Source organism: Micromonospora sp. C31 (assembly GCF_018070575.1).
In the GTDB taxonomy this organism is placed as follows: Bacteria; Actinomycetota; Actinomycetes; order Mycobacteriales; family Micromonosporaceae; genus Micromonospora.
This window is the reverse complement of the sequence record NZ_JAGPXN010000002.1, coordinates 261,862-283,525: the sequence shown is the minus strand read 5'-3', so window position 1 is coordinate 283,525 and position 21,664 is coordinate 261,862. Positions and strand designations below refer to the sequence as shown.

Here is a 21,664-nt window from a genome sequence, read left to right as displayed (position 1 = left end):
ACGGTGCGGGACGCCCGACGGTGCGGGCGGTCAGGACTGTGGCGGAGGCGGCAGGTCGACCACCCGCGTCGCCCAGCGGGCCATCAGCGCCGGGTCGTGGGTGATGAGCAGGACCCCGGCGGCGTGCTGCCGTTGGTAGTCGGTGACGACGGCCGCGAGGTGCGCCTGGGTGGAGGCGTCCAGCATGGCGGTGGCCTCGTCGCAGAGCAGGTAGTCCGGCCGGTGCACGAGCGCGCGGGCGAGGCAGGCGCGTTGCAGCTGCCCGTCACTGACCGCGTGCGGGCGGCGGGTGAGCAGGTCGGGCGTGAGGCCGACGAGGTCGGCCAGCTCCGCCGCCCGGGCCCGCGCCCGCTCCTCGGGGGTGCCGGTGGCGCGGAGTGGTTCGGCGATGATGTCGGCGAGGCCCAGCCGGGGGTCGGTGGCGGCGCGGGGGCTCTGGAACAGGATCGCGACGCGCGTACGGACGGCGGCGGGCAGCCGGTGCCGGGCCCCCGCCACCCGGTGGCCGTCGAGGGTGACGTGCCCGGCCTCGGGGGCGTGCAGCAGGGCCAGCACCCGGGCCAGGGTGGACTTGCCGCTGCCCGAGGGCCCGCGCAGCCCGACCGTCTCGCCGGGGGCGACGCGCAGGTCGACGCCGTCGAGGACGCGCCGGCCACCGTACGAGACGGCGACCTCGTGGGCCGCGAGCGCGGTGCTGGTCATGCCGGCGCTCCGGCGGTGCTGGTCATGCCGGCGCTCCGGCGGTGCTGGTCATGCCGGCGCTCCCAGGGTCAGCGGGTGGTGGCAGGCGACGCGTCCCGGCGTGCCCGCCGGAGGCGTGGGCGGGGTGCGGCAGACGTCGGTGGCGCGCTCGCAGCGCGGGGCGAAGGCGCAGCCGGGTGGCAGGTCGGTGAGCATCGGCGGGTGGCCGGGGACCGGCCGGAAGGCCCGTTCGGGCAGGGCGTCGAGCAGGCCGGCGGTGTACGGGTGGGCGGGCGCCGCGAACAACTCCGCCGTCGGCCGCCGTTCCACGATCCGGCTGGCGTACATGACGGCGACCGTGTCGGCGACCCTGCGGGCGGCGGCCAGGTCGTGGGTGATGAGCAGGACGGCCCCGCCGGCGTCGCAGCGGCGACGCAGCAGGTCGAGGGTGTGGTCGACCAGGGGCCGGTCGAGGCCCGTGGTGGGTTCGTCGGCCAGCAGCAGCGGCGGGTCGGGGGCGAGGGCGAGGGCGGTGGCCAGGCGCTGGGCCATGCCGCCGGAGAGCTCGTGGGGATAGCGGTCGAGGTCGGCGGGGTCGAGACCGACGTCGGCGGCGACCCGCTCGGCCGCCGCGGGCGCCTCGCGCCGGGTGCGCCCGTGGGCGCGCAGGGTCTCCTCCAGCAGCCGTCGGCCGGTGCGTACGGGGTTCAGCGCGGTGGCGGGACTCTGCGGCACCAGCCCGACCGCCCGGCCGCGTACGGCGCGGGCGAGGTGACGTTCGGAGGAGGCGACCAGGTCGACCCGCTCCCCGGCGGGCCGACGCAGGCGGGCGTGGCCCGTGAGAGTGGCGTTGCCCGGAAGCAGGCCGAGCAGGGCGTGCGCGAGCACCGACTTGCCGCAGCCCGACTCCCCGACGACCGCCAGCAGTTCGCCCGCGTGGACGGTCAGGTTCAGGTCGGTGACGGCCTGCACCACGGCGTCGCGAAGCTGGAAGCGGACGGTCAGCCCGTCGACCTCCAGCAGGCCGGGCCGGCCGGCGGTGCCGGCCGGAGCGGCGGTGCCGGCCGGAGCGGCGGTGCCGGCCCGGTTGACCGTTCCGGAGTCGGCCGGCGCGACGGTGCCGGTGCCGGACGGGACGGGCGTGGGCTGGCGGGTGGTGGTCACAGGTTCAGCTCCGCTCGTACGCGCGGGTCGAGGCGGTCGCGCCAGCGGCCGGTGAGGGCGGCCAGGGCCAGCGTGACGACGACCAGGAGCAGGCCGGGCACGATGCTGGCCCACCACGCGCCGGTGAGCAGGGACCGTTGCCCATCGTTGATCATGTTGCCGATCGAGGCCAGGTGCGGGGGCAGGCCGAGGCCGAGGAAGGACAGCGCGGTCTCGTGCCAGACGGCGTGCGGCACCATCAGCGTGGTGGCCAGCGCCAGCCGGGGCAGCACGTGCGGCAGCAGATGCCGGGTGATCACCCGGGTACGGCTGGCGCCGCCGGAGATCGCGGCGTCGATGAACGGTCGGGTGCGCAGGCTGAGCAGCTCCGAGCGGACGATGCGGGCGGTGGAGAGCCAGTGCGTCAGCCCGATCGACAGGATCACCGCGCCCAGGCTCGGGCGCAGCATCGCGACGATGAAGATGCCCAGCAGCAGGTGCGGCAGCGCCGCCATGGTGTCGACCACCCGCATCAGCACGCGGTCGACCCAGCCGCCGAGGGTGCCGGCCACCGCGCCGACGAGACCACCGATCACGGTGGCCACGAGCGCGGCGACCGCGCCGACGAGCAGCGAGACCCGCAGGCCGTACAGGCTGCGGTGGGCCACGTCGCGGCCCAGGTCGTCGGTGCCGGCCGGGTGCGCCCAGGAGGGCGCTAGCCGGGTGCGGGCCAGGTCCACGGCGCTCTCGTCGAGCGGCCAGAGGACGGGGGCGAGCAGGCAGGCCAGGCCCGCGCCGACGAGCACGGCCCAGGCGGCGGCGGCACCGACGCGACCCGTACGCGGCTTCGACCGCCGGAGCCGGACGGGCAGGGCGAGGTCAGTCATCGAGGCGTACCCGTGGATCGGCGGCGGCGTAGGCGAGGTCGGTGCCCAGGTTCGCGGCCAGCACCACGACGGTGGTGGCGAGGGTCGTGGCGGCCAGCAGCGGGAAGTCGCTGCCCAGCGCGGCCTGGACGGTGACCGCGCCGAGGCCGGGCAGGGAGAACACGGTCTCCACCAGGACGGCCCCGCCGATGAGTTCGGGCAGGTGGGTGCCGACGAGGGTGAGGAACGGCAGCAACGCCGTGCGCAGGGCGTGGCCGAACAGGACGGTGCGGCCGGGCAGGCCCCGCGCCCGGGCGGCGAGGACGTGGTCGTCGCGGAGGCTGTCGGCGACGGCGTCCCGGATGAACAGCACGAACCACGGCAGCTGGGCGACTGCCAGCACGCCCACCGGCAGGATCAGGTGCCGGGCCACGTCGGCGGGGTCGGTGCCGGTGGCGGTGATGTCGGTGAGCCCGCCCGCCGGCAGCCACCCGAGGGTGAGGGCGAACAGGGCGATCGCGGCCAGCCCGATCCAGAACACCGGCATCGACTGCACGGCGTACGCGGTGGCGCGCAGCGCCCGGTCGAACCAGCCGCCGCGCCGGTACGCCGCCAGCGTGCCCAGCAGCAGGCTCGCCACCAGGACGAGGGCGAGGGCCGCGCCCACGAGCAGCAGGGTCCAGCCGGCGCGGGCGGCGAGCACGGAGGTGACCGGTTCGTGGCGGCTGGTGGACCAGCCCAGGTCGCCCTGGAGCAGGTTGCCCACCCAGCGGAGGTACTGCACCGGCAGCGGGTCGTCGACGCCCCAGTTGGCGCGGATCTGCGCGAGGTTCTCCTCGGTGGTGGTGAACGCCGCCGCGCCCGCGTACTGCTGGGCGGGGTCGATCGGCGAGGCCGCGCCGAGGGCGAACATGCCGGCGCTGGTCGCGGCGAGGATGGGCACGGCCACCAGCAGCCGCCGCCGGACCACCGCGCCGGCTCCCGCCAACCGGCGCGACCGGCGCCGGGGGGTGCTCTCCGCCGGTGCCGGCGCGGCTGTCGGGGCGGGTGTCGTCACGACTTCCTCGTCCAGGTGTGGATGTTCCACCAGAGGCTGTTGGCGACGTCGTGCTCGTGCGGCTCCACGCGCGGGGTCACCCCGGCGAGCCCGTCCTTCACCACGTAGGTGTGCTGGAGGTAGGTGAGGAACACCCACGGCATGTCGGTGGCGAGCTGCTTCTGGAACGTGGCGTACGCGGCCTTGCGGGCGGCCGGGTCGGCGCTGGCGCGGCCCTCCTGCAACGCCCTGTCCACCACGGGCGACCGGTAGCCGCCGGGGTTGAAGAAGCCCTGGCCGGCGAAGGCGGAGCCGAAGAGCTTGTAGGAGACGAAGTCCGGGTCGTACGGGGTGCCGTAGCCCATCACCAGCGCGTCGCTCTTCATCCGGGGAGTGATCGCGTCCCAGGTCAGGCCCTCGGGGGTGATCTTGATGCCGACCTTCTTCGCGTCGGCGGTGACCGCGAGGGCGAGTTCCTTGCGGAGGCTGTCCGTGGCCGGGTACATCAGCGCGAACGCGGCCTGCCGGCCGTCGCGGACGCGGATCCCGTCCGGGCCCGGCTTCCAGCCGGCGGCGTCGAGGGCGGCGGTCGCGGCGGCCGGGTCGGCGGCCGGCTTGCCGACGATCGAGGGCTCGGCGAACTCCGACGTCGGCGGGACCGGCCCGAACGCCGGCTCGCCGGCCCCGCCCAGCAGGCCGGTGACCATCGCCGCACGGTCCACCGCCGCGTTCAGCGCCTGCCGCACCGCGAGGTCGGCGGTGACCGGGTTGCCCATCGGCAGCATCACGCCCCGGTAGTCGGCGGTGGGCACCCGCTGCACCCGGTAGCCGGCCTGGCCGTCGAAGCCGACGGCCAGCTTCGGCGCCAGCTCCGCCGCGTCGAACTCCCCCGCCCGTGTCCGCTGCGCGCGTACGTTGTCGTCGGCGACGAACGCCACCACCACGCCGCCGTTGGCGGGCCTGCCGCCCCAGTAGCCGTCGTTGGCCGCGAGCACGAGCCGGTCGCCCGGGGTCCAGGACGTCACGCGGTACGGGCCGGTGCCCACCGGCTTGCGGTTGAACTCGGCCTTGTTGATGTCCTGCCCGGTCAGCGCCTTGGCCGGCACGATCCCGAGGGCCAGCCGCTGCGGAAAGGGCGCGTAGGCGTACTTGAGGGTGAAGACCACGGTCGACGGGTCGGGGGCGGTGACCGAGGCGAGCATGTCCAGGTCGGAGCGGAGCGTGGAGTCGACCTTCGGGTCCAGCACCGCCTGGTAGGTGAAGACCACGTCCTGGGCCGTGAACGGGCTGCCGTCGTGGAACAGCACGCCCTCGCGCAGCTTCGCGGTGATCGTCCTGCCGTCCGCCGACACGGTGGGCAGTTCCCGGGCCAGCGCCGGCACCAGTTCGTTGCGGGCGTCGCGGGCGACCAGCCCGTCGAAGATCAGGGAGCCGCCGTCGACCCCGTAGTTCAGCACCGGGTTCAGCGCGTCCGGCTCACCCGCCGTCGCCACGACGAGGGTGCCGCCGTCGCCCGCGCCCGTCGACGTGGTCGTCGGCGACGAGCAGGCGGTCAGGGCGAGGACGCCGGCGACGGCCACGGCCACCGCCGTCACGCGCTTGGACACACGCGTACCCATGACATGCTCCCGGGTCTGTTCGTCGCACGACCGCCCGGTGTCACGCCGGGTGGGCGTCCTGCTCTGGCCGACCGCGCCCGCGGCGGTCCACGGTCACGAGCGGGCGGCGCCCCGGCGATCGTCTGATCATCGCGTGCCGGGGCAGCCGGCCACTAACGCCAGCATCCCGCAATTGCCAAAGTAGTGCAACAAGCACCGGGCACCGGGGCGCGGCCGGCGACCGGAAGCAGGGTACGCCGACGGCACGCGGCCGACCGTACCGACCGCGCGGCGACGCGGCGGGCGGCCGACCGCCCGTTCACGGTCAGCCCAGGGGCAGGGCGGTGAGCCAGTCCCGCCAGGCCCGCTCGGCCGGGGCCGGGTCCTGCCCGGCGGCGAAGACGTGGTGGCCGAGGACCAGGGCGTCGCCCCGCTCGGCACCGGAGTGCAGGAACCGGTAGAGCCCGTCGGCGGTGCGGACACCGACATAGGTCGGGAGGCCGGCCAGGTCGACGACGCCCTCGACCGGCGGGAGGCCGTCGACGGTGAACCGGACCCGCGCCTCCTCCGCGAGCGGCCCCGCGACGCCGAGGGCGTCGGCCACGGCCGCCCATGCCCGATCCGCGCCGCCCACGCCCGAACGGAACGCCGAGACCGGGGTCGCGGTCCGACCGGGGAAGTGGGCGAGATACGCGGCCAGCGTCCCGAGGTACATGTCCCAGCCGACCGCCATCGCCTCGTACTCGGTCTCCCAGTCGTCGCCGAGGACACCGCTCTGCACGAGCCGCAGGGTCGTGCTGCCCCGCTCGCGGCCCTCGATGAGGTATTCCGTGGCCATGAACGTGCCGTCCGGGGCCGTTCCGGTGCGGTCGGCGAACCGCTTGCCGGGCTCCCACGCGGTGATTGTCGCCTCCTCCACGTGCCCGGCCATCGTCAGGCGGGTCAGGCCGCCCTCGCCCGGCTCGACCTCGCTGCGGCCCATGAACCAGGAGTCGATGCCGGGGCCGGTCGCGATGGCCTCCCACACCTGCTCGGGCGTGGCGGCCAGCTCGACGTCCTTGCGCAGCTCGAAGTGGTGTCCCATCGTCAGTGCTCCTCGTTCGCGGTTCTGTCGTCGGGGCCGGCGTCGGGGTGCAGGGCGACCACCACCCGGTGCTCGCGACCGCCGGGGGCGTTCTCGTCGTGGTACCTGCCGACCAGGGCGCTGACGGTCGCCGCCAGTTCCTCGGCGAAGGCCGCCCGGTCGCGCGCCGAGGCGAACCGGACGGTGCCGTCGACGGCGAACGTGGCCACCCGTTGCTTCGTCCGCTCGGCGCCGGTGATGAGCGCGCCGACGTCCTGCACGAGGCGGGCGGCCAGTGCCAGCAGCCACCGCGCCGACAGCCGGTCCGGCGACTGCGCCGGGTCGGGCCGCACGGCGGCGAGGGCCGCGGGCGAGATCACGTAGGACGCCGCCGTCGCCCGCATGACCCGCTCGGTCACGTTGCCCTTCCGGCGCTCCTCCACCAGCTCGATCAGGCCGTGCTGCTCCAGCGCCCGGAGGTGGTAGTTGACCTTCTGTCGGGGCAGGCCGACGCGGGCCGCGAGCATCGTCGCCGAGGCCGGTTCGGCGAGCGCGGCCAGCAGCCGGGCCCGCATCGGGTCCAGGGAGGCCTCGGCCGCCGCCGGATCCTCGATCACTGCGATGTCGAACATGACCACAGCGTCTCACCGACAATTTTTTCTGTCAAGACAACGAAGCTGTTCGGCGGGAACCTCGCCGCCTCACTCCTCCCGAGGGCGCAGGCGCACGCCGCGCAGCAACTGGGCGTTGAGCGCCACCACGATCGTCGAGGCGGACATCAGGATCGCGCCGACCGCCGGGCTGAGCGTCACCCCGGCCCACGCCAGCACGCCCGCGGCCAGCGGAAGGGCGACGACGTTGTAGCCGGCCGCCCAGGCCAGGTTCTGGATCATCTTGCGGTACGAGGCCCGGGACAGCCGGATCACGCCGGTGACGCCGCGCGGGTCGGACGAGGCGAGCACCACCCCGGCGGACTCGATCGCCACGTCGGTGCCGGCGCCGATGGCGATGCCCACGTCGGCCCTGGCCAGGGCGGGGGCGTCGTTCACCCCGTCGCCGACCATCGCCACCCGTAACCCCCGCCGTTGCAGGTCGGCCACGGCTTCGTCCTTGTCGGCCGGCAGCACCTCGGCGAAGACCTCGTCCACGCCGGAGCGGAAGCCGAGGTCGGCGGCGACCGCCTCGGCGACCGGCCGGGCGTCCCCGGTGATCATCACGATCTTGCCGACGCCCTGCTGCCGCAGCTCGGCGATCGCCGCCCGAGCCTCGGGGCGGACCTGGTCCTCCAACGCGAGGGCGCCGAGCACGGAGGCCGCGTCGCCGTCGAGGCGCAGCAGGTGCAGCACCGCCGCGCCCCGGCGCGACCAGTCGTCCTGCCGGTCGGTCAGGTCGGCCGGCACCTCCGCGTGCAGCTCGCGCAGCAGGGCGGGCCCCCCGACGGCGTACGCCGTGCCGTCGACCTCGGCGCGCACGCCGCGCCCGGCCAGCGAGCGGAACCCCGTCGCCCGCCGCGCCACGCCGCGCTCGGCCCAGGCGGTCACGATGGCCCGGGCCAGCGGATGCTCGCTGTCCGCCTCCACCGCCGCCGCCAGGGCGAGCACCTCGTCCTCGCTGCCGCCCCCCGTGGCCGCCACCCCCGACACCACGTGCTCGCCCCGGGTCAGGGTGCCGGTCTTGTCGAACAGCACCGCGTCGACCGTGCGCATCCGCTCCAGCGCCAGCCGGTCCTTGACCAGGATGCCGCCCTTGGCCGCCACGGCCGTCGAAAGCGCGATCACCAACGGAATGGCCAGGCCGAGCGCGTGCGGGCAGGCGATCACGAGCACGGTGACGGTACGCACCACGGCCCCACCGAGGTCGCCGAGCACCGCCCAGGTCACCAGGGTCGCCAGGGCCGTCCCGGTCGCGACGTAGAACAGCCAGGCGGCGAAGCGGTCGGCGAGCACCTGCGCGCGACCGCTGGACTGCTGGGCCTGGGCCACCAGGCGCTGGATGCCGGCCAGCGCGGTGTCCTCGCCCACCGCCTCGACGCGCACCCGGACCGCCGCGTCGGTGGCCACCGTGCCGGCGACCACCCGGTCCCCGACGCCCCGGGAGACCGGCCGCGACTCGCCGGTGACCATGGACTCGTCCAGCTCGGCGGCGCCCTCGGTGATCCGCCCGTCGGCCGGCACCCGCGCGCCGGGGCGGACCAGCACCAGGTCGTCGACCCGCAGGTCCGCCACCGACACCGGCTCGACCCCGCCGTCCGCCGTCACCCGCTCGGCGTCGTCGGGCAGCAGCGCCGCCAGTGCGGACAGCGCGCCCTGCGCCTGCCCGATGGCCTTCATCTCCTGCCAGTGCCCGAGCAGCATGATCGTGACCAGGGCCGCGAGCTCCCACCAGAAGTCCAGGTCGAAGGCCCCCAGCGCGGTCGCCGCCGAGGCGACGTAGGCCACCGTGATGGCCATCGCGATCAGCAGCATCATGCCCGGCGCCCGGTCGCGCACCTCCCGCACCGCGCCGAGGAGGAACGGCCAGCCGCCGTAGAGGAAGACGACCGTGCCGAGGACCGGGCCGACCCACGCCACGCCCGGGAACTCCAGCCGGTAGCCGAACCAGTCCATCACCATCTCGCTGGTCAGCACGATCGGCACGGTCAGCGCCAGGCTCAGCCAGAACTTGCGGCGGAACTGCTCCGGGTCGTGCCCGGCGTGCTTGTCGTGCCCCCCGCCGCCGTGCCCGGCGTGCTTGTCGTGCCCCCCGCCGCCATGTCCGGCGTGCTCGTCGTGCCCGGCGGAGCCCTGGGCGCGCCCGGCAGACCCGTCCGCGCCGGCACGCTCCTCATGGCCGGGGGACCTGGCCGCGTGGCTGGCGGCGGGTGGTCCAGCCGGTGCCGGGCCAAGGTGCCGAGGGCCGTGGTGCTCGTGGCGCGGGTCGTGGGACATGGTCGCCTCCTCCCGACCACCCTATACCCCCCTCGGGTATACGGTCGCCATTCCCGGAGATCCGGGAAGAGCCGAGTCGCACCCATGCGCTTACCGGCTGCCCCTGGCGTGAGCCGGCCGGAGATCGGGTAGAACGGGGCCATGGGCCAGCTGAGCAGTTCCCCACCCCCACCGCAGTCCGTTGAGCTGCGCCGGTGGACCTTGTCGGAGGCAGCCCACCTGCGCGCCCTGCGGGCGTCCCTGCACGAGGAACTGACCGGCGACGTGCTCGGCGAGGGCGAGTCGCTCCAGGAGGTCCCCGAGCTGGTCGCGCTGATCGCGACGGAGCTGGCCACGAACGCCCTGCGCCACGGGATCCCACCGACCATCGTCCGGCTGCTCGCGACCGACGACTACCTGATCCTGGACGTCGCCGACCACGACCTGGGTTCCCTGCCGAAGCTCGCCGAGGCCCGGCCGGTCGGCGACGGCGGGCGCGGCCTGGAGCTGGCCCGCGCCCTGTCCCTCGACGTCGGCTGGTACGCCACGGGCACCACCAAGAACATCTGGGCGTCCTTCCCCCGCACCGAGCGCCTCCACACCGCACCAACCCCCTGACCACCCCGCCCCCACCCCGGCCGATCATGCAGCCGTGGTGCCCGTTCGACACCCGTCCGGGCGGTTCGTGCCCCACCACGACTGCATGATCGACGCGGGCCCCATCGTTCAGGCAGGTCGCGAGCCTGGTGCGCGTTTCCGGGCGGCCTACACTGGTTGCCGTGAGGCACTCGGCATGACCAGCAGCGAACGGCGGACCGCGCCCGGCGGTCATCTCTGCTGGTCGTACGACGACCCGGAGTCCCTCGCCGACCAGACGGAGCGCCACCTCGCCGCGAGCCTCGCCGCCGGCGAGCGCTTCTGGTACGTGACGCCGCGCCCCTCGGATCTCGTGGCCGAGCGGCTGCGCGCCCTGCCGGGCTTCACCGACGCCGTCCGCCGGGGGGCCGCCGAGGTGATCCCCCTGATGTCGACCTATTCGCCCGACCACGTCGTCGACCCGCCGGCGCAGGTCGCCGCCTACGCGGGCGCGACGGACGAGGCGCTGGCCGACGGGCACACCGGGCTGCGCGTGGTCGCGGAGGCCACCGAGCTGGTCCGCACCCCGGCCCAGCTCGACGTCTTCACCCGTTACGAGCATCTCATCGACCGCTACATGCGCACCGGGCCGTTCAAGGCCGTGTGCGCCTACCACCGGCCGAAGCTGGGCGACCGGACGATCACGGAGCTGGCCTGCATGCACCCGCAGACCAACGTCGAGGACCTGCTGTTCCAGCTGTACGCCGTGGCGCCCGACGACGGGCACGCCGCGATCGCCGGCGAGCTGGACATGTCGAACCACGAGCTGTTCCGCACCGCCCTGGACCGCGCCGACCTGCGGCCCGTCGACGGTGAGCTGATCCTGTCGGCAGCCGACCTGCGCTTTCTGGACCACCGCGCCCTGACCCTGCTGGCCGAGTACGCGCACCGTCGGGGCGCGACCGCTGTGCTGCGTACGCCCCGCCCGGCCGCCGCCCGCCTGGTCGACCTGCTGCGCCTGCCCGCGATCCGGGTCGAGGTCACGGCATGAGGACGGGCGCTGCCGCCGGGCACCACGGCTACTACCACGAGGCCCTCCGTTACGGCTCCGACGACGATTTGCTCGCGGTGGTGGTGCCGTTCCTGCTCGGCGGCGTCGACGCGGGTGAGCCGACCTTCGTCGCGCTGGGCGAGCGCACCGGCGGGCTGGTCCGCTCGGCGCTGCCGGCCGGTTGCCCGGTCGAGTTCCTGCCCGGTGGCGATCTCTACGCCCGGCCCGCCGCCGCCATCCGCTTCTACCGCCAGCTCCTCGCCGAGCAGGTGGCCGCCGGCGCGGGGCAGATCCGGATCATCGGTGAGGTGCCGTCGGCCTCGTTCGGCGCGACCTGGGACTGGTGGGCCCGCTACGAGTCGGCGATCAACCACGCGTACGACGAATTCCCGCTGTGGAGCATGTGCGCGTACGACTCCCGGATCACGCCGCCGGCGGTGCTGGCGGACGTGGCCCGGACGCACCCCCGGTTCGCCACCCCCGGCGGGCGGCACGTGCCGAGTCCGACCTGGACGCCGCCGAGGGACTACCTGCGGCAGGCGCTGCCGGTCGTGCCCGACCCGCTCCAGGCGCAGCCGCCGGCCGTCGAGCTGACCGACCCGACGGCCGCCGAGGCGCGTACCGCCGTACACAAGGCCGACCAGGGCCAGGTGCCGGTCGACGACGTGGAGGATCTGGTCGTCGCCGTCAGCGAGATCGTCACCAACGCGCTGCGCCACGGCAGGCCGCCGGTCCGGCTGCGCGTCTGGGCCGGCGACGACCGCATCGTGGCGACGGTCAGCGACGCCGGCGACGGGCCGGGCGACCCGTTCTGCGGGCTGCTCCCCGCGTCCGACGGTGCGCCGGGCGGGCTCGGCCTCTGGATCACCTACCAGTCCTGCAACCACGTGACCTGGCAGCGCGACGACGACGGCTTCACCCTGCGGCTGACGGCCGGGAACGCGTACACCGGCTGACCGGGGCGGGCTCGCGCCCTGGTGCCGGACCGGGCGGGCCGGCGACACCGCGGTGGCGATGGCCGACCGGCGGAGGTCGGGTGCCTCGGCGCCGCTCGCCGGCACTTTCGCCATCTGAGTCACCTCATCACTCGCATCCGTGCCGAACTACCCGGGGGCGACCGAACCGTGCGCAAGCCCCCACGACGGGATGGTCGTGCCGGGCGGTTCCGGTGGCACCGGTCACCACCGGCGGACGGCGGACGGGCCCGGAGGTACCTTCGGCGGGCGGGCGACGATCGTTTCCCGGCGCGGGAGACGCAGACCCCAGGAGGACACGGCCGTGCCGGACGCCGAGGAACTGGTCAGTTACGCGCTCGCGGCGGTGCGTGGCACCGACGTACGCCTCGCGGAGCGGCAGCTGGACCGGCTGATGATCGGGACGGGCGCGGCGGACGGCGCGGCGGCGGTGGACGCCGCGCTCCTGCGCCGCCTGGTGGGGGGCGTGGAGCGGCTGGCACGGCACGGCTGGCAGCCGGTGGACCTCGGCCGGCTCGCCGCCCGCCGGCTCGGCCCCCGGGCGTCGGGGCTGGTCACCGACGCGCTCGCCGCGCACCGCCGCGACCTGGCCGGGCCGGTGCCGCCGTGGTGGGACGACCAGCTCCGCGATCTCGGAGCGGCGGTGTGGTGGGACGCCGACGAGGGCCACCTGGCCGCCTGGTCGACCCGCGTCGGGTGCGACCGGTTCACCGCCCTACGGGCGGCGGTCGACGCGCTGGCCGTGGTCGAGGGGCTCCCGCCGATCGCCGTGCTGCGCCCGCCGCCCGGCGTGCCGTCGACGGGCGTCGCGCACGGCGGCGGTCCGGGTGGCGGTTCCCGCATGCTCGACCGGGTGCGGGCGCTGCTGGCCAAGGCGGAGTCGACCACCTACCCGGCCGAGGCGGAGGCGCTGACCGGCAAGGCCCAGGAGCTGATCGCCCGGCACAGCATCGACCAGGCGCTGCTGGCCGGTGTCGCCGAGCCCGCCGACCGGCCCGGAGGGCTGCGTCTCGGCACCGAACCCCCGTACGCGGGCGCGAAGGCGCTGCTGGCGCAGGAGGTGGCGGCGGCGAACCGCTGCGAGGCGGTCTGGTCCGACGACCTCGGGTTCACCACGGTGCTGGGCTGGCCGGCCGACCTGGAGGCGGTCGAGCTGCTCCACACCTCGCTGCTGGTGCAGGCCACCACCGCGATGCTGCGCGGCCGGGTTGAACGGCGGGCCAGGGGCACCGGCCGGCGGACCCGGGACTACGACGAGTCCTTCCTGAACGCCTTCGCGCTGCGGATCGGCGAGCGGCTGCGGGCCGCCACCGACACGGCCGACCGGGAGGCCACGGCGCAGGCCGGGTCGGAGCGGCTGCTGCCGGTGCTCGCCACCCGCGCCGAGGCGGTGCGCGAACGCCTCGACACGCTCTTTCCCGGCGTCGTCCGGGGCCGGCTCACCGTGCGCGACGCCGAAGGCTGGTCGTCGGGCACCTCCGCCGCCGACCGGGCCTCGCTCGGCGCCGGTCCCGCCCCGAAACGCCAGGTACGCGGCCGGCGCTGAGGTTCCGCCCGGCCCGCTGTCGAATCGGGTGCGGGCCCACGTCGGCGGTGCCGGGCTGGACCGGGCCGGGTACTCCCTCGGGCCTGGCCGGACGGCAGGTCGGTGCCCACCGGCTCAGGCGCGGCACTCGCGGGTCAGCTTGGGCGGGATGCCGGTGAAGGTGGCCGCCATCCAGGCGGCTGGCCGCGACGCCCGGGAACCGGCGTCGATCCGCTCGGCGGTCTCCTCGATCAGGGCGCGGATCTGCGGATCTGCGGCCCGGCGGGCCTGCGCGCGCACGTCGTCGGCCAGCTCCGCCAGGTTGCGCCGAAGCTGGTCGGCTACCTGTTGCCCGGTCAACTCGCGGGTGACGGAGGCCGCCGAGTCGGTGGCGATCCTCCGGCTGCCGGCGACGATGGCCCGGTCGACCTCGCGGCAGACCTCGGCGGTGTTGGCGGCGGTCGTGGCGACCGGGGACGGGCTCCGGTAGCCGGCGCTCGCCGGGGCCGTCGGGCTCGGCGGGGACGCGCCGGTGGAGGCCGCCTCCTTCCGCGCGGTGTCCTGGCAACCCATGGCCAGCACCCCGAGCGCCACCGTGGCGGCGGCGCGGCGCGCGTAGACGACGGATCGGGACACGGGACCTCCCGTTCGGGGGCTCGGCCGTCCTGCGGGTGACGGCCCGGGTTCGGCCGACGTCGGGCGGCGGGCACGTCGACCTGGCAACGAGGGGCCACCCCCGCAGGACACGTCCCGCCGGATACGCCAGTACGCCCTCCGCCGGGTCGGCTCAGGACCGATCCGGCGGAGGGCACGTACGCGGGTCAGCTCTTGAAGGCGTCCTTGATCTTCTCGCCGGCCTGCTTCAGCTTGGCGCCGGCCTGGTCGTTGCGGCCCTCGGCCTCGAGCCGCTCGTTGTCGGTGGCCCGGCCGGCGCCTTCCTTCAGCTTGCCGGCCGCGTCCTCGGTCGTGTTGTTGATCTTGTCGTCGAAACCCATGTCAACCTCCCGAATTGGCGGTGCCGGTACGCCCCTGATGTACCCCGCCCCGCCGTCGTCCAACCGTCCCCGGTCACGCAGCGTCGACCATAGGCCCGCGCCGGCACGCCGCGAGATCCCGCACGACCGCGCCGCCGACCCTCTCGGCGTGGTCGGCGGCACGGTGCGGTGCGGCAGGTCAGGCGACCGTACGGAAGCTCCGCAGCCGGAGGCTGTTGGCAACCACGAAGACCGAGGAGAAGGCCATCGCGGCGCCAGCGATCATCGGGTTCAGCAGGCCGGCCGCGGCCAGCGGCAGGGCCCCCACGTTGTAGGCGAACGCCCAGAACAGGTTGCCCTTGATGATGCCGAGGGTGCGCCGGGCCAGCCGGATCGCGTCCACGGCGGCCATCAGGTCGCCCCGGACCAGGGTCAGGTCGGACGCCTCGATCGCCACGTCCGTGCCGGAGCCCATGGCCAGGCCGAGGTCGGCCTGGGCCAGCGCGGCGGCGTCGTTGACTCCGTCACCGACCATCGCCACCGTCCGCCCCTCGCCCTGGAGTCGCCGTACGACGTCGACCTTGTCGGCGGGCAGCACCTCGGCGACCACCTCGTCGATGCCCAGCTCGGCGGCCACCGCGCGGGCGACGGTGGTGTTGTCGCCGGTCAGCAGCACCGGCGTCAGGCCGAGCGCGCGCAGCCGTACGATCGCCGCCCGGCTCGTCGGCCGGACCACGTCGGCCACCGCGAGGACCCCCCGGGCCCGGCCGTCCCAGCCGGCCAGCACCGCCGTGCGGCCCTCGGCCTCCGCCGTGGCCGCCGCCCGCTCGACCTCCTCCGGTACGTCGAGACCGTGCTCGCGAAGCAGCCGGGATCGGCCGATCAGCAGCTCCCGGCCCTCGACGGTCCCGCTCACCCCGAGCCCTTCGGCGTTGGCGAAGCCGGCCACCGGCGGCAGCGTGCCCGCCTCGGCCGCGCCGGCGGCGATGGCCCGGGCGATGGGGTGCTCGGAGGCGGACTCCAGCGCCCCGGCGAGCCGCAGCAGCTCCGCGCGGTCCTCACCGGTCGCCGGTACCACGTCCACCAGGGTCATCCGACCGGTGGTCACGGTGCCGGTCTTGTCCAGCACGACCGTGTCCACCTGCTTCGTGGACTCCAGCACCTCCGGGCCCTTGATCAGGACGCCGAGCTGCGCGCCCCGGCCGGTGCCGACCAGCAGCGCGGTCGGCGTGGCCAGCCCGAGGGCGCACGGGCAGGCGATGATCAACACCGACACGGCGGCGGTGAACGCGGCCGTGGCGCCCGACCCGCTGCCGAGCCACCAGCCGAGGGTGCCCACCGCGAGGGCGATCACGATCGGCACGAAGACGCCGGAGATCCGGTCGGCCAGCCGCTGCACCGCCGCCTTGCCGGTCTGCGCCTGCTCGACCAGCCGGGCCATCTGGGCCAGTTGGGTGTCGCCGCCGATCCGGGTGGCGGTGACCACCAGTCGGCCGCCCGCGTTGACGGTGGCGCCGACCACGGAGTCGCCCGGACCCACCTCGACCGGGACCGACTCGCCGGTGAGCATGCTGGCGTCGACCGCCGAGGTGCCCTCGTCGACCACGCCGTCCGTGGCGATCTTCTCGCCGGGCCGGACCACGAACCGGTCCCCCACCACGAGCTGGTCCACCGGGATCCGGGTCTCGGTGTCGCCGCGCAGCACCGCGACCTCCTTGGCGCCCAGTTCGAGCAGGGCGCGCAGCGCCGCGCCGGCGGTCCGCTTCGCCCGCGCCTCGAAGTAGCGGCCGGCGAGGATGAACACGGTCACCCCGGCGGCCGCCTCCAGGTAGATGTTGCCGGTGCCGTCGGTGCGGTTGATGGCGAGACTGAACGGGTGGGTCATCCCCGGCGTCCCGGCGGTGCCGAGGAAGAGCGCCCAGACCGACCAGCCGAACGCGGCCAGGGTGCCGACCGAGATCAGGGTGTCCATGGTCGCCGCGCCGTGTCGCAGGTTGATCCAGGCCGCCCGGTGGAAGGGCAGGCCGCCGTAGGCCACGACCGGGGCGGCCAGGGTCAGCGACAGCCACTGCCAGAAGTCGAACTGCCAGGCGGGCACCATCGCCAGCGCGATCACCGGCACGGTGAGCACGGCCGAGACCCACAACCGGGTGCGCAGGACGCGCAACTCGTCCACGGGCTCGGCGACCGGTGCACCACCGGCGGGCGTGGGCGGAGGCGGCAGGGCCGCGGTGTAGCCGGTCTTCTCCACCGTCGCGATGAGGTCGTCCGGGCTGACCTCGTCGGCGTACCGGACGGTGGCCTTCTCCGTCGCGTAGTTGACGGTTGCGGTCACCCCGTCCATCCGGTTCAGCTTCTTCTCGATCCGGGCGGCGCAGGAGGCGCAGGTCATGCCGCCGATCGCCAGCTCGATCTGGTTCGGCGCCATCAGCAGGGGCTTGGTGGTCATCACGCTTCCCGTCAGTCGTGCCCGTGGCCGGGGACGCCGTGGCCGGCGTCGGCGGTCGGGGAGCTCGTGGCGGCGGGTGTGCCCGCCGTCGGGGAGCCGGTCGCGGCCGGGACACCCGGCGCGGTCGGGCTGCCGGCGACGACCGTGAACTCGGCGGTACGCACGACGCCGCCGTGCTTGAAGTCCAGGTAGAGCCGGTAGGCGCCCGCCGACGGCATCTCCGCCGAGAAGCTCACCTCGGGGCCGGGCCGCGTCCGCCCGTCGCCCGGCTCGCCGTGCGGGTGCACGTGCAGGTACGCGAGGTCGCCCTGGCGCAGCGCCACCAGGTGGCCGTACGCGCCCAGGTAGGGCTCCAGGTCGGTGACGGGCGCGCCGCCGCGGCTCACGCTCAGGGTCAGCTCGGCGGTGCGCCCGGGCTCCGGGGCACCGGCGAGCGTGACGGTGTAGCCGTCGACCGTGGTGCTGGTGGCCGGCGCGGGCAGCGGCCGCCCGGTCAGCTCGCCGGGGACGGTCACGTCGACGCCGAGGGTCAGCGCCTCGCCCCCGGTCGGGGTGAAGTCGGCGAACGCCCGCCAGACGCCGGGCCCGGCGAGCGGCGAGTCGACCCGCCAGGTGCCGTCCGGCGTCATCTCGGGGTGCACGTGCCGGAAGCCGGAGAGGTCACGGCGGGCCACGATCAGGTGCATGCGCTTGTCGTGCGCCACGTCGTACGCGGTCACCGCCCGGCCGTCGGGGCCGGTGACCTGGAACGCGAACTGCCCGGCCGGGGCGTCCACCGGACGCAGGGTGTACCCGCGGTCGGAGACGAGCAGCCCGCCGGGCAGGTGCGCCGCCGCGCCGTTGTCGCCCCCGTGTCCGGCTCCGCCGTCGTCGCCGTGCCCCCCGCCGGCGTCGTGCGGGGCCTCGGCGGGCGGCGTCACGGGGTCGGCCACCCGACCGACCCCGTACGTGGCGCCGAACACCACCGCGAGGCCGAGGGCGAAACCGCTCAGCTTCGTCGCCGTGTTCATGGTGTGCCTCGTCTTCCCCGTGCCCGCTCTCAGCCGCCGACGAGGTCGTAGCCGGCCTCGTCGACGGCGGAGCGCACGGTGTCGGTGTCCAACGGGCCCTCGCTGGTGACGGTGACCCGACCGGCGGCGACGTCGACCTGGACGTCGCTGACGCCCGGGATCGCGCCGACCTCGTTGCTGACCGCGGTGGCGCAGTGCCCGCAGGTCATGCCCTGCACCTGGTAGGTGGTGGTGGTCATCGAACTCTCCTCTCGACGCCTCCATCCTATACCCCCCAGGGGTAATTCGGAGGCGGACGGGCGCCTGTGCCGTGTACCGGTACCCGGTGGGGGTATCTCGGCCACGGAGGACCGTACCATACCCCCGAGGGGTACGGTACGCTCGACCCCATGACCACACCGACGCCCACCCCGACCAGGGGCTACACCGCCACCAAGGACCAGCTGCTCGCGCGGCTGCGCCGCGTCGAGGGGCAGGTCCGTGGCATCGAGAAGATGGTCGACGACGACCGCTACTGCATCGACGTGCTCACCCAGATCTCCGCGATCCAGGCCGCCCTGGACAAGGTCGCGCTCGGCCTGCTCGACGGGCACGCGCGACACTGCATGCACGAGGGTGCGGCCGAGGGCCGGGCCGACGAGATGGCCACCGAGATGATGGCCGCCGTCGGCCGCCTGATGAAGCGCGGCTGAAGCGCGGGCTGCACCACCACGGCCACCCGCCGGCAGCGGCGGAGCGTGGCGTGACGTGCAGCCGCACTCCCGCTCCTGGTCACGTCGGTGGGATTGGCCAGCGCCGGGCCGGGCCGGGCCGAGGACGCTCCGCCCGGCGACGCCGGGCGCCTCCCGGCCGGGGCACCCCGGCGCCCCCGGGTGGGAGCGCCGGGGCGACCGGGTCAGAACCGGCCGAGGATCTTCCTCATCGTGTCGATCTCGGCCTGCTGGGTGCTGATGATCTGCTGGGCCAGCGCCTTGGCCTCCGCGTGCGCACCCCGGGCGAGCACGTCGCGGGCCATGGTGACCGCGCCCTCGTGGTGGGCGATCATCATGGTCAGGAACTGCCGGTCGAACTCCCGGCCGGCGGCGGCCCCCAGCTCTGCCATGTCGGCGTCGGACATCATGCCCGGCATGGCGTGGTCCATGTGCGGCATCCCGCCCGGCGACGGCACCGGCCGCCCCCAGGCCGCCAGCCAGCCGCTCATGGTGGCGATCTCGGGCGCCTGGGCCGCCTTGATCTCCACGGCGAGCCGCTTGACCTCCGGGTCGGCCGCCCGCGTCGCCGCCAGGTCGGCCATCTCCACCGCCTGCCGGTGGTGCGGGACCATCATCTGGGCGAACATCACGTCGGCGTCGCCGAACGCGGCCGCGCCGGTGGCGGTGACCGCCGGGCCGCCGGTGCCGGAGGTGCCGTGTCCCGCGTCCGGGGACGAGTGGTCGTCGCCGCCGCAGGCGGCCACGGCGAGGGCGACGGTGACGACGACGCCGGCCAGGGCGGCACGGCGCGCGAGGGTACGAGTGGTCATGACTGAGCCTTTCGGTGTCGGAACGTACGCGGCATGACGGGGACGCGGAACGACGTGAGCCGCCCCGCGCCGAACGCGTCCTACCTGCGCAGCACCGAGACCGTGGCGAGCCGCAGACCGACCGGCCGGGGCGGCGGGGCCCGGGGCGACGCGAGGGAGCCGACCGGACCGCCCCCCGCCGGGCCGACGGCGCGTACGCGGGCCGACAGCAGCGCCGCCAACACCAGCGAGGCCGCGAACGCACCCAGCACGGCCAGGCACGCCCCCCACCCGGGCATTTCTCCACCGGTGCCGCCGGACGGCAGGAGCCGGTCGGGCACGCAGCCACCGGAGCAGCCCACGACGGCCTGGAGAGCCGCCACGGCGGCGTGGGGAAGCCCGATGTCAAGCGACGGCGCGACGGCGGCGTGCGGCCCGCGGGGAGCCGTGTCACGCGGCGCCACAACGGGCGCGGCGGCGTGCGCGGCGGCGGCGTGCGCCGACGGGTCGACGGAATGACCGGTCGGGTGCGAGTCGTGACCGATGGTGTGCATCGCGGCCAGACCGAGCAGCGTGCCGACGAGCAGCAGGAGCCGCGCGCCCCGCGCCGCCGTCACTGTCGTCCGCACATCCGTCACGCTAGCGCGTCGACCCGCCCTGCGGGGACCACCGCGCGGCACGATCCCGGACGGCTGCGCGGGCTACCATTCGGCCGGTGGCCCTCCGGTTTCCGCACCGCCCGCCCCGCACTCCCCGCCGGGCGGCGCATCGAGCACCCGTCACCGGGCAGGGGCCGAAGACGACGGTAAGTGACCGCACCGCCACATGGAGGCGGTCCACCGTCCCGGCCACGCGGCGACGCTGAACCGACCGGCCCGCCGGCCCGTACCCCGCCCTGGATTCGTTGGGAGACACTCGATGGGCGCCGACCACACCCGTCCCGCTCCGTCCGCCCCGCCGAGGGTGCGGCGGATCCTCGTCGCGACGGTGGTGCCCCTCTTCGTCGCCACCCTGATCGCGGCCCTGGTGCTGTGGCCGTCAGACACGCCCGACCCCGTGGCGGGCAGCGAGCCGCCCCGCCACCACGGCACGGTGACGCGGGTGGTGACGGAGCCGTGCCCGCCGGCCCCGGAGACCCCCGAGGGGGGCCCCGGCGCGACGCGGGGCCCCTGCGGCACCGTCACCGTACGGGTGGAGGGCGGTCCCGACGCCGGCCAGCAGATCCAGACGCCGGTCCCGGCCGGTCCCGGGGCGCCGACCGTCGCCGTGGGCGACGAGATCATCCTGGTCGAGCTCACCGACCCCGCCGACCCCACGGTCAGCACCTACAACATCGCGGAGCACCAGCGCGGCAAGCCGTTGATCTGGCTGGTGGCGCTCTTCGCGGCGGCGATCGTCGCCTTCGGGCGGTGGCGCGGGCTGGCCGCGCTGGCCGGTCTGGCGGCGAGCTTCGCCATCCTGCTGACCTTCGTGCTGCCCGGCATCGGCGCCGGCAGCCCGCCGCTCCTGGTCGCGGTCGTCGGCGCCGCTCTGATCATGTTCGTGGTGCTCTACCTGACCCACGGCGTGACCGCGCAGACCTCGGTCGCCGTGCTCGGCACGCTGGGCAGCCTGGTGCTGACCGGTGTGCTCGGCACGATCGCCACCGCCGCGACCCACCTGACCGGGTTCGGCTCCGAGGACGCCACCACGCTGTCGATGTACCAGGCAGACGTCGACCTGCACGGGCTGTTGCTGGCCGGGATCATCATCGGCTCCCTCGGTGTGCTCGACGACGTCACGGTCACCCAGGCCGCCACGGTCACCGAGCTGGCGCACGCCAATCCCGGGCTGTCCCGGGTGCAGCTCTACCGGGCGGCGACCCGGGTCGGACGGGCGCACATCGCCTCGACGGTGAACACCATCGTGCTGGCGTACGCCGGCGCCTCGCTGCCGGTGCTGCTCCTGCTGACGGCCGACTCGCGGGCGGTGACCCAGCTCCTCACCAGCGAGTTCCTCGCCCAGGAGATCGTCCGCAGCGCGGTCGCCACCCTCGGGCTGATCGCCGCCGTGCCGCTGACCACCGGGCTGGCGGCGGTGGTGACCACGGCGGGCCGGCGCGGCGGCGACGCCGCCGACGGCAGCCCGCCCCCGGCCGCGCCGGCGCCCCGACCGGCGGCCGACCGGTCGGAGGCGCTGGAGGCACTCGGCGGGCCCCGCGGCGGCGACACGCCGTCCAGCGCGCCCGGGTGGCCCGGTCGGGCCGGGAACACGGACACCGGATGGTGACACTCCTGAGCGTCACCGATCGGGGCGTCCGTCCTGATAAACG

Annotated in this window: 21 protein-coding genes; 6 read left to right on the top strand and 15 right to left on the bottom strand. The window is 75.2% G+C overall.

Annotated features, from left to right (window positions below):
• Window positions 1-30: 30 nt before the first annotated feature.
• From KBX06_RS06165 to KBX06_RS06130, 8 genes are all read right to left on the bottom strand, one after another.
• The gene (locus KBX06_RS06165) at window positions 31-702 is read right to left on the bottom strand and encodes an ABC transporter ATP-binding protein (protein ID WP_210833200.1); all 672 of its coding nucleotides are present in this window, start codon (window positions 700-702) and stop codon (window positions 31-33) included.
• A 48-nt stretch (window positions 703-750) separates the two neighbouring features.
• Complete coding sequence (locus tag KBX06_RS06160; protein ID WP_307854450.1) at window positions 751-1,845, bottom strand: ABC transporter ATP-binding protein; 1,095 nt, start codon at window positions 1,843-1,845, stop codon at window positions 751-753.
• A complete protein-coding gene (locus KBX06_RS06155) occupies window positions 1,842-2,711 on the bottom strand; it encodes an ABC transporter permease (protein WP_210833199.1) in 870 nt (289 codons plus the stop codon). Before KBX06_RS06155 ends, KBX06_RS06160 begins: the two co-directional genes overlap by 4 nt.
• Window positions 2,704-3,747, bottom strand: coding sequence for an ABC transporter permease (locus KBX06_RS06150; RefSeq protein ID WP_307854449.1), 1,044 nt, complete (start codon window positions 3,745-3,747; stop codon window positions 2,704-2,706). Before KBX06_RS06150 ends, KBX06_RS06155 begins: the two co-directional genes overlap by 8 nt.
• On the bottom strand, window positions 3,744-5,345 hold the full coding sequence (locus tag KBX06_RS06145; RefSeq protein ID WP_210833198.1) for an ABC transporter substrate-binding protein: 1,602 nt from the start codon (window positions 5,343-5,345) through the stop codon (window positions 3,744-3,746). Before KBX06_RS06145 ends, KBX06_RS06150 begins: the two co-directional genes overlap by 4 nt.
• A 304-nt stretch (window positions 5,346-5,649) precedes the next feature.
• Window positions 5,650-6,408: an SRPBCC domain-containing protein gene (locus tag KBX06_RS06140; RefSeq protein WP_210833197.1), complete on the bottom strand. Its 759-nt coding sequence runs from the start codon at window positions 6,406-6,408 to the stop codon at window positions 5,650-5,652.
• A gap of 2 nt (window positions 6,409-6,410) precedes the next feature.
• On the bottom strand, window positions 6,411-7,019 hold the full coding sequence (locus KBX06_RS06135; protein ID WP_210833196.1) for a helix-turn-helix domain-containing protein: 609 nt from the start codon (window positions 7,017-7,019) through the stop codon (window positions 6,411-6,413).
• Between the two features lie 69 nt (window positions 7,020-7,088).
• On the bottom strand, window positions 7,089-9,314 hold the full coding sequence (locus tag KBX06_RS06130) for a heavy metal translocating P-type ATPase (protein WP_247685263.1): 2,226 nt from the start codon (window positions 9,312-9,314) through the stop codon (window positions 7,089-7,091).
• A 141-nt stretch (window positions 9,315-9,455) separates the two neighbouring features.
• Between KBX06_RS06130 and KBX06_RS06125 the strand changes: the two genes are divergently transcribed.
• From KBX06_RS06125 to KBX06_RS06110, 4 genes are all read left to right on the top strand, one after another.
• Window positions 9,456-9,911: an ATP-binding protein gene (locus tag KBX06_RS06125; RefSeq protein ID WP_210833195.1), complete on the top strand. Its 456-nt coding sequence runs from the start codon at window positions 9,456-9,458 to the stop codon at window positions 9,909-9,911.
• A 175-nt stretch (window positions 9,912-10,086) separates the two neighbouring features.
• Window positions 10,087-10,920, top strand: coding sequence for an MEDS domain-containing protein (locus tag KBX06_RS06120; protein WP_210833194.1), 834 nt, complete (start codon window positions 10,087-10,089; stop codon window positions 10,918-10,920).
• The gene (locus tag KBX06_RS06115) at window positions 10,917-11,876 is read left to right on the top strand and encodes a sensor histidine kinase (protein ID WP_210833193.1); all 960 of its coding nucleotides are present in this window, start codon (window positions 10,917-10,919) and stop codon (window positions 11,874-11,876) included. Before KBX06_RS06120 ends, KBX06_RS06115 begins: the two co-directional genes overlap by 4 nt.
• A 322-nt stretch (window positions 11,877-12,198) precedes the next feature.
• Window positions 12,199-13,440 (top strand): DUF2786 domain-containing protein, encoded by a 1,242-nt coding sequence (locus KBX06_RS06110; RefSeq protein ID WP_210833192.1) that lies wholly within the window; start codon window positions 12,199-12,201, stop codon window positions 13,438-13,440.
• Window positions 13,441-13,554: 114 nt separating this feature from the next.
• On the opposite strand, the gene KBX06_RS06105 is transcribed toward KBX06_RS06110, so the two are convergent.
• From KBX06_RS06105 to KBX06_RS06085, 5 genes are all read right to left on the bottom strand, one after another.
• Complete coding sequence (locus KBX06_RS06105; RefSeq protein WP_210833191.1) at window positions 13,555-14,055, bottom strand: hypothetical protein; 501 nt, start codon at window positions 14,053-14,055, stop codon at window positions 13,555-13,557.
• Between the two features lie 185 nt (window positions 14,056-14,240).
• On the bottom strand, window positions 14,241-14,414 hold the full coding sequence (locus KBX06_RS06100; protein WP_210833190.1) for a CsbD family protein: 174 nt from the start codon (window positions 14,412-14,414) through the stop codon (window positions 14,241-14,243).
• A 178-nt stretch (window positions 14,415-14,592) separates the two neighbouring features.
• The gene (locus KBX06_RS06095) at window positions 14,593-16,842 is read right to left on the bottom strand and encodes a cation-translocating P-type ATPase (RefSeq protein ID WP_210833189.1); all 2,250 of its coding nucleotides are present in this window, start codon (window positions 16,840-16,842) and stop codon (window positions 14,593-14,595) included.
• A gap of 11 nt (window positions 16,843-16,853) precedes the next feature.
• Complete coding sequence (locus KBX06_RS06090) at window positions 16,854-17,852, bottom strand: hypothetical protein (protein WP_210833188.1); 999 nt, start codon at window positions 17,850-17,852, stop codon at window positions 16,854-16,856.
• Between the two features lie 29 nt (window positions 17,853-17,881).
• Window positions 17,882-18,091, bottom strand: coding sequence for a heavy-metal-associated domain-containing protein (locus tag KBX06_RS06085; protein WP_210833187.1), 210 nt, complete (start codon window positions 18,089-18,091; stop codon window positions 17,882-17,884).
• Window positions 18,092-18,241: 150 nt separating this feature from the next.
• On the opposite strand from KBX06_RS06085, the gene KBX06_RS06080 reads away from it, so the two are divergent.
• The gene (locus KBX06_RS06080) at window positions 18,242-18,544 is read left to right on the top strand and encodes a metal-sensitive transcriptional regulator (RefSeq protein WP_089002271.1); all 303 of its coding nucleotides are present in this window, start codon (window positions 18,242-18,244) and stop codon (window positions 18,542-18,544) included.
• A 203-nt stretch (window positions 18,545-18,747) separates the two neighbouring features.
• Here KBX06_RS06080 and KBX06_RS06075 read toward each other — a convergent pair whose 3' ends face one another.
• Together KBX06_RS06075 and KBX06_RS06070 are read right to left on the bottom strand one after the other, a co-directional pair.
• Window positions 18,748-19,374 (bottom strand): DUF305 domain-containing protein, encoded by a 627-nt coding sequence (locus KBX06_RS06075; RefSeq protein ID WP_210833186.1) that lies wholly within the window; start codon window positions 19,372-19,374, stop codon window positions 18,748-18,750.
• Window positions 19,375-19,454: 80 nt separating this feature from the next.
• The gene (locus KBX06_RS06070; RefSeq protein ID WP_210833185.1) at window positions 19,455-19,982 is read right to left on the bottom strand and encodes a hypothetical protein; all 528 of its coding nucleotides are present in this window, start codon (window positions 19,980-19,982) and stop codon (window positions 19,455-19,457) included.
• 289 nt (window positions 19,983-20,271) lie between these two features.
• On the opposite strand from KBX06_RS06070, the gene KBX06_RS06065 reads away from it, so the two are divergent.
• Window positions 20,272-21,621, top strand: a complete 1,350-nt coding sequence (locus KBX06_RS06065; RefSeq protein ID WP_210833184.1) for a YibE/F family protein — start codon at window positions 20,272-20,274, stop codon at window positions 21,619-21,621.
• Window positions 21,622-21,664 lie beyond the last annotated feature (43 nt).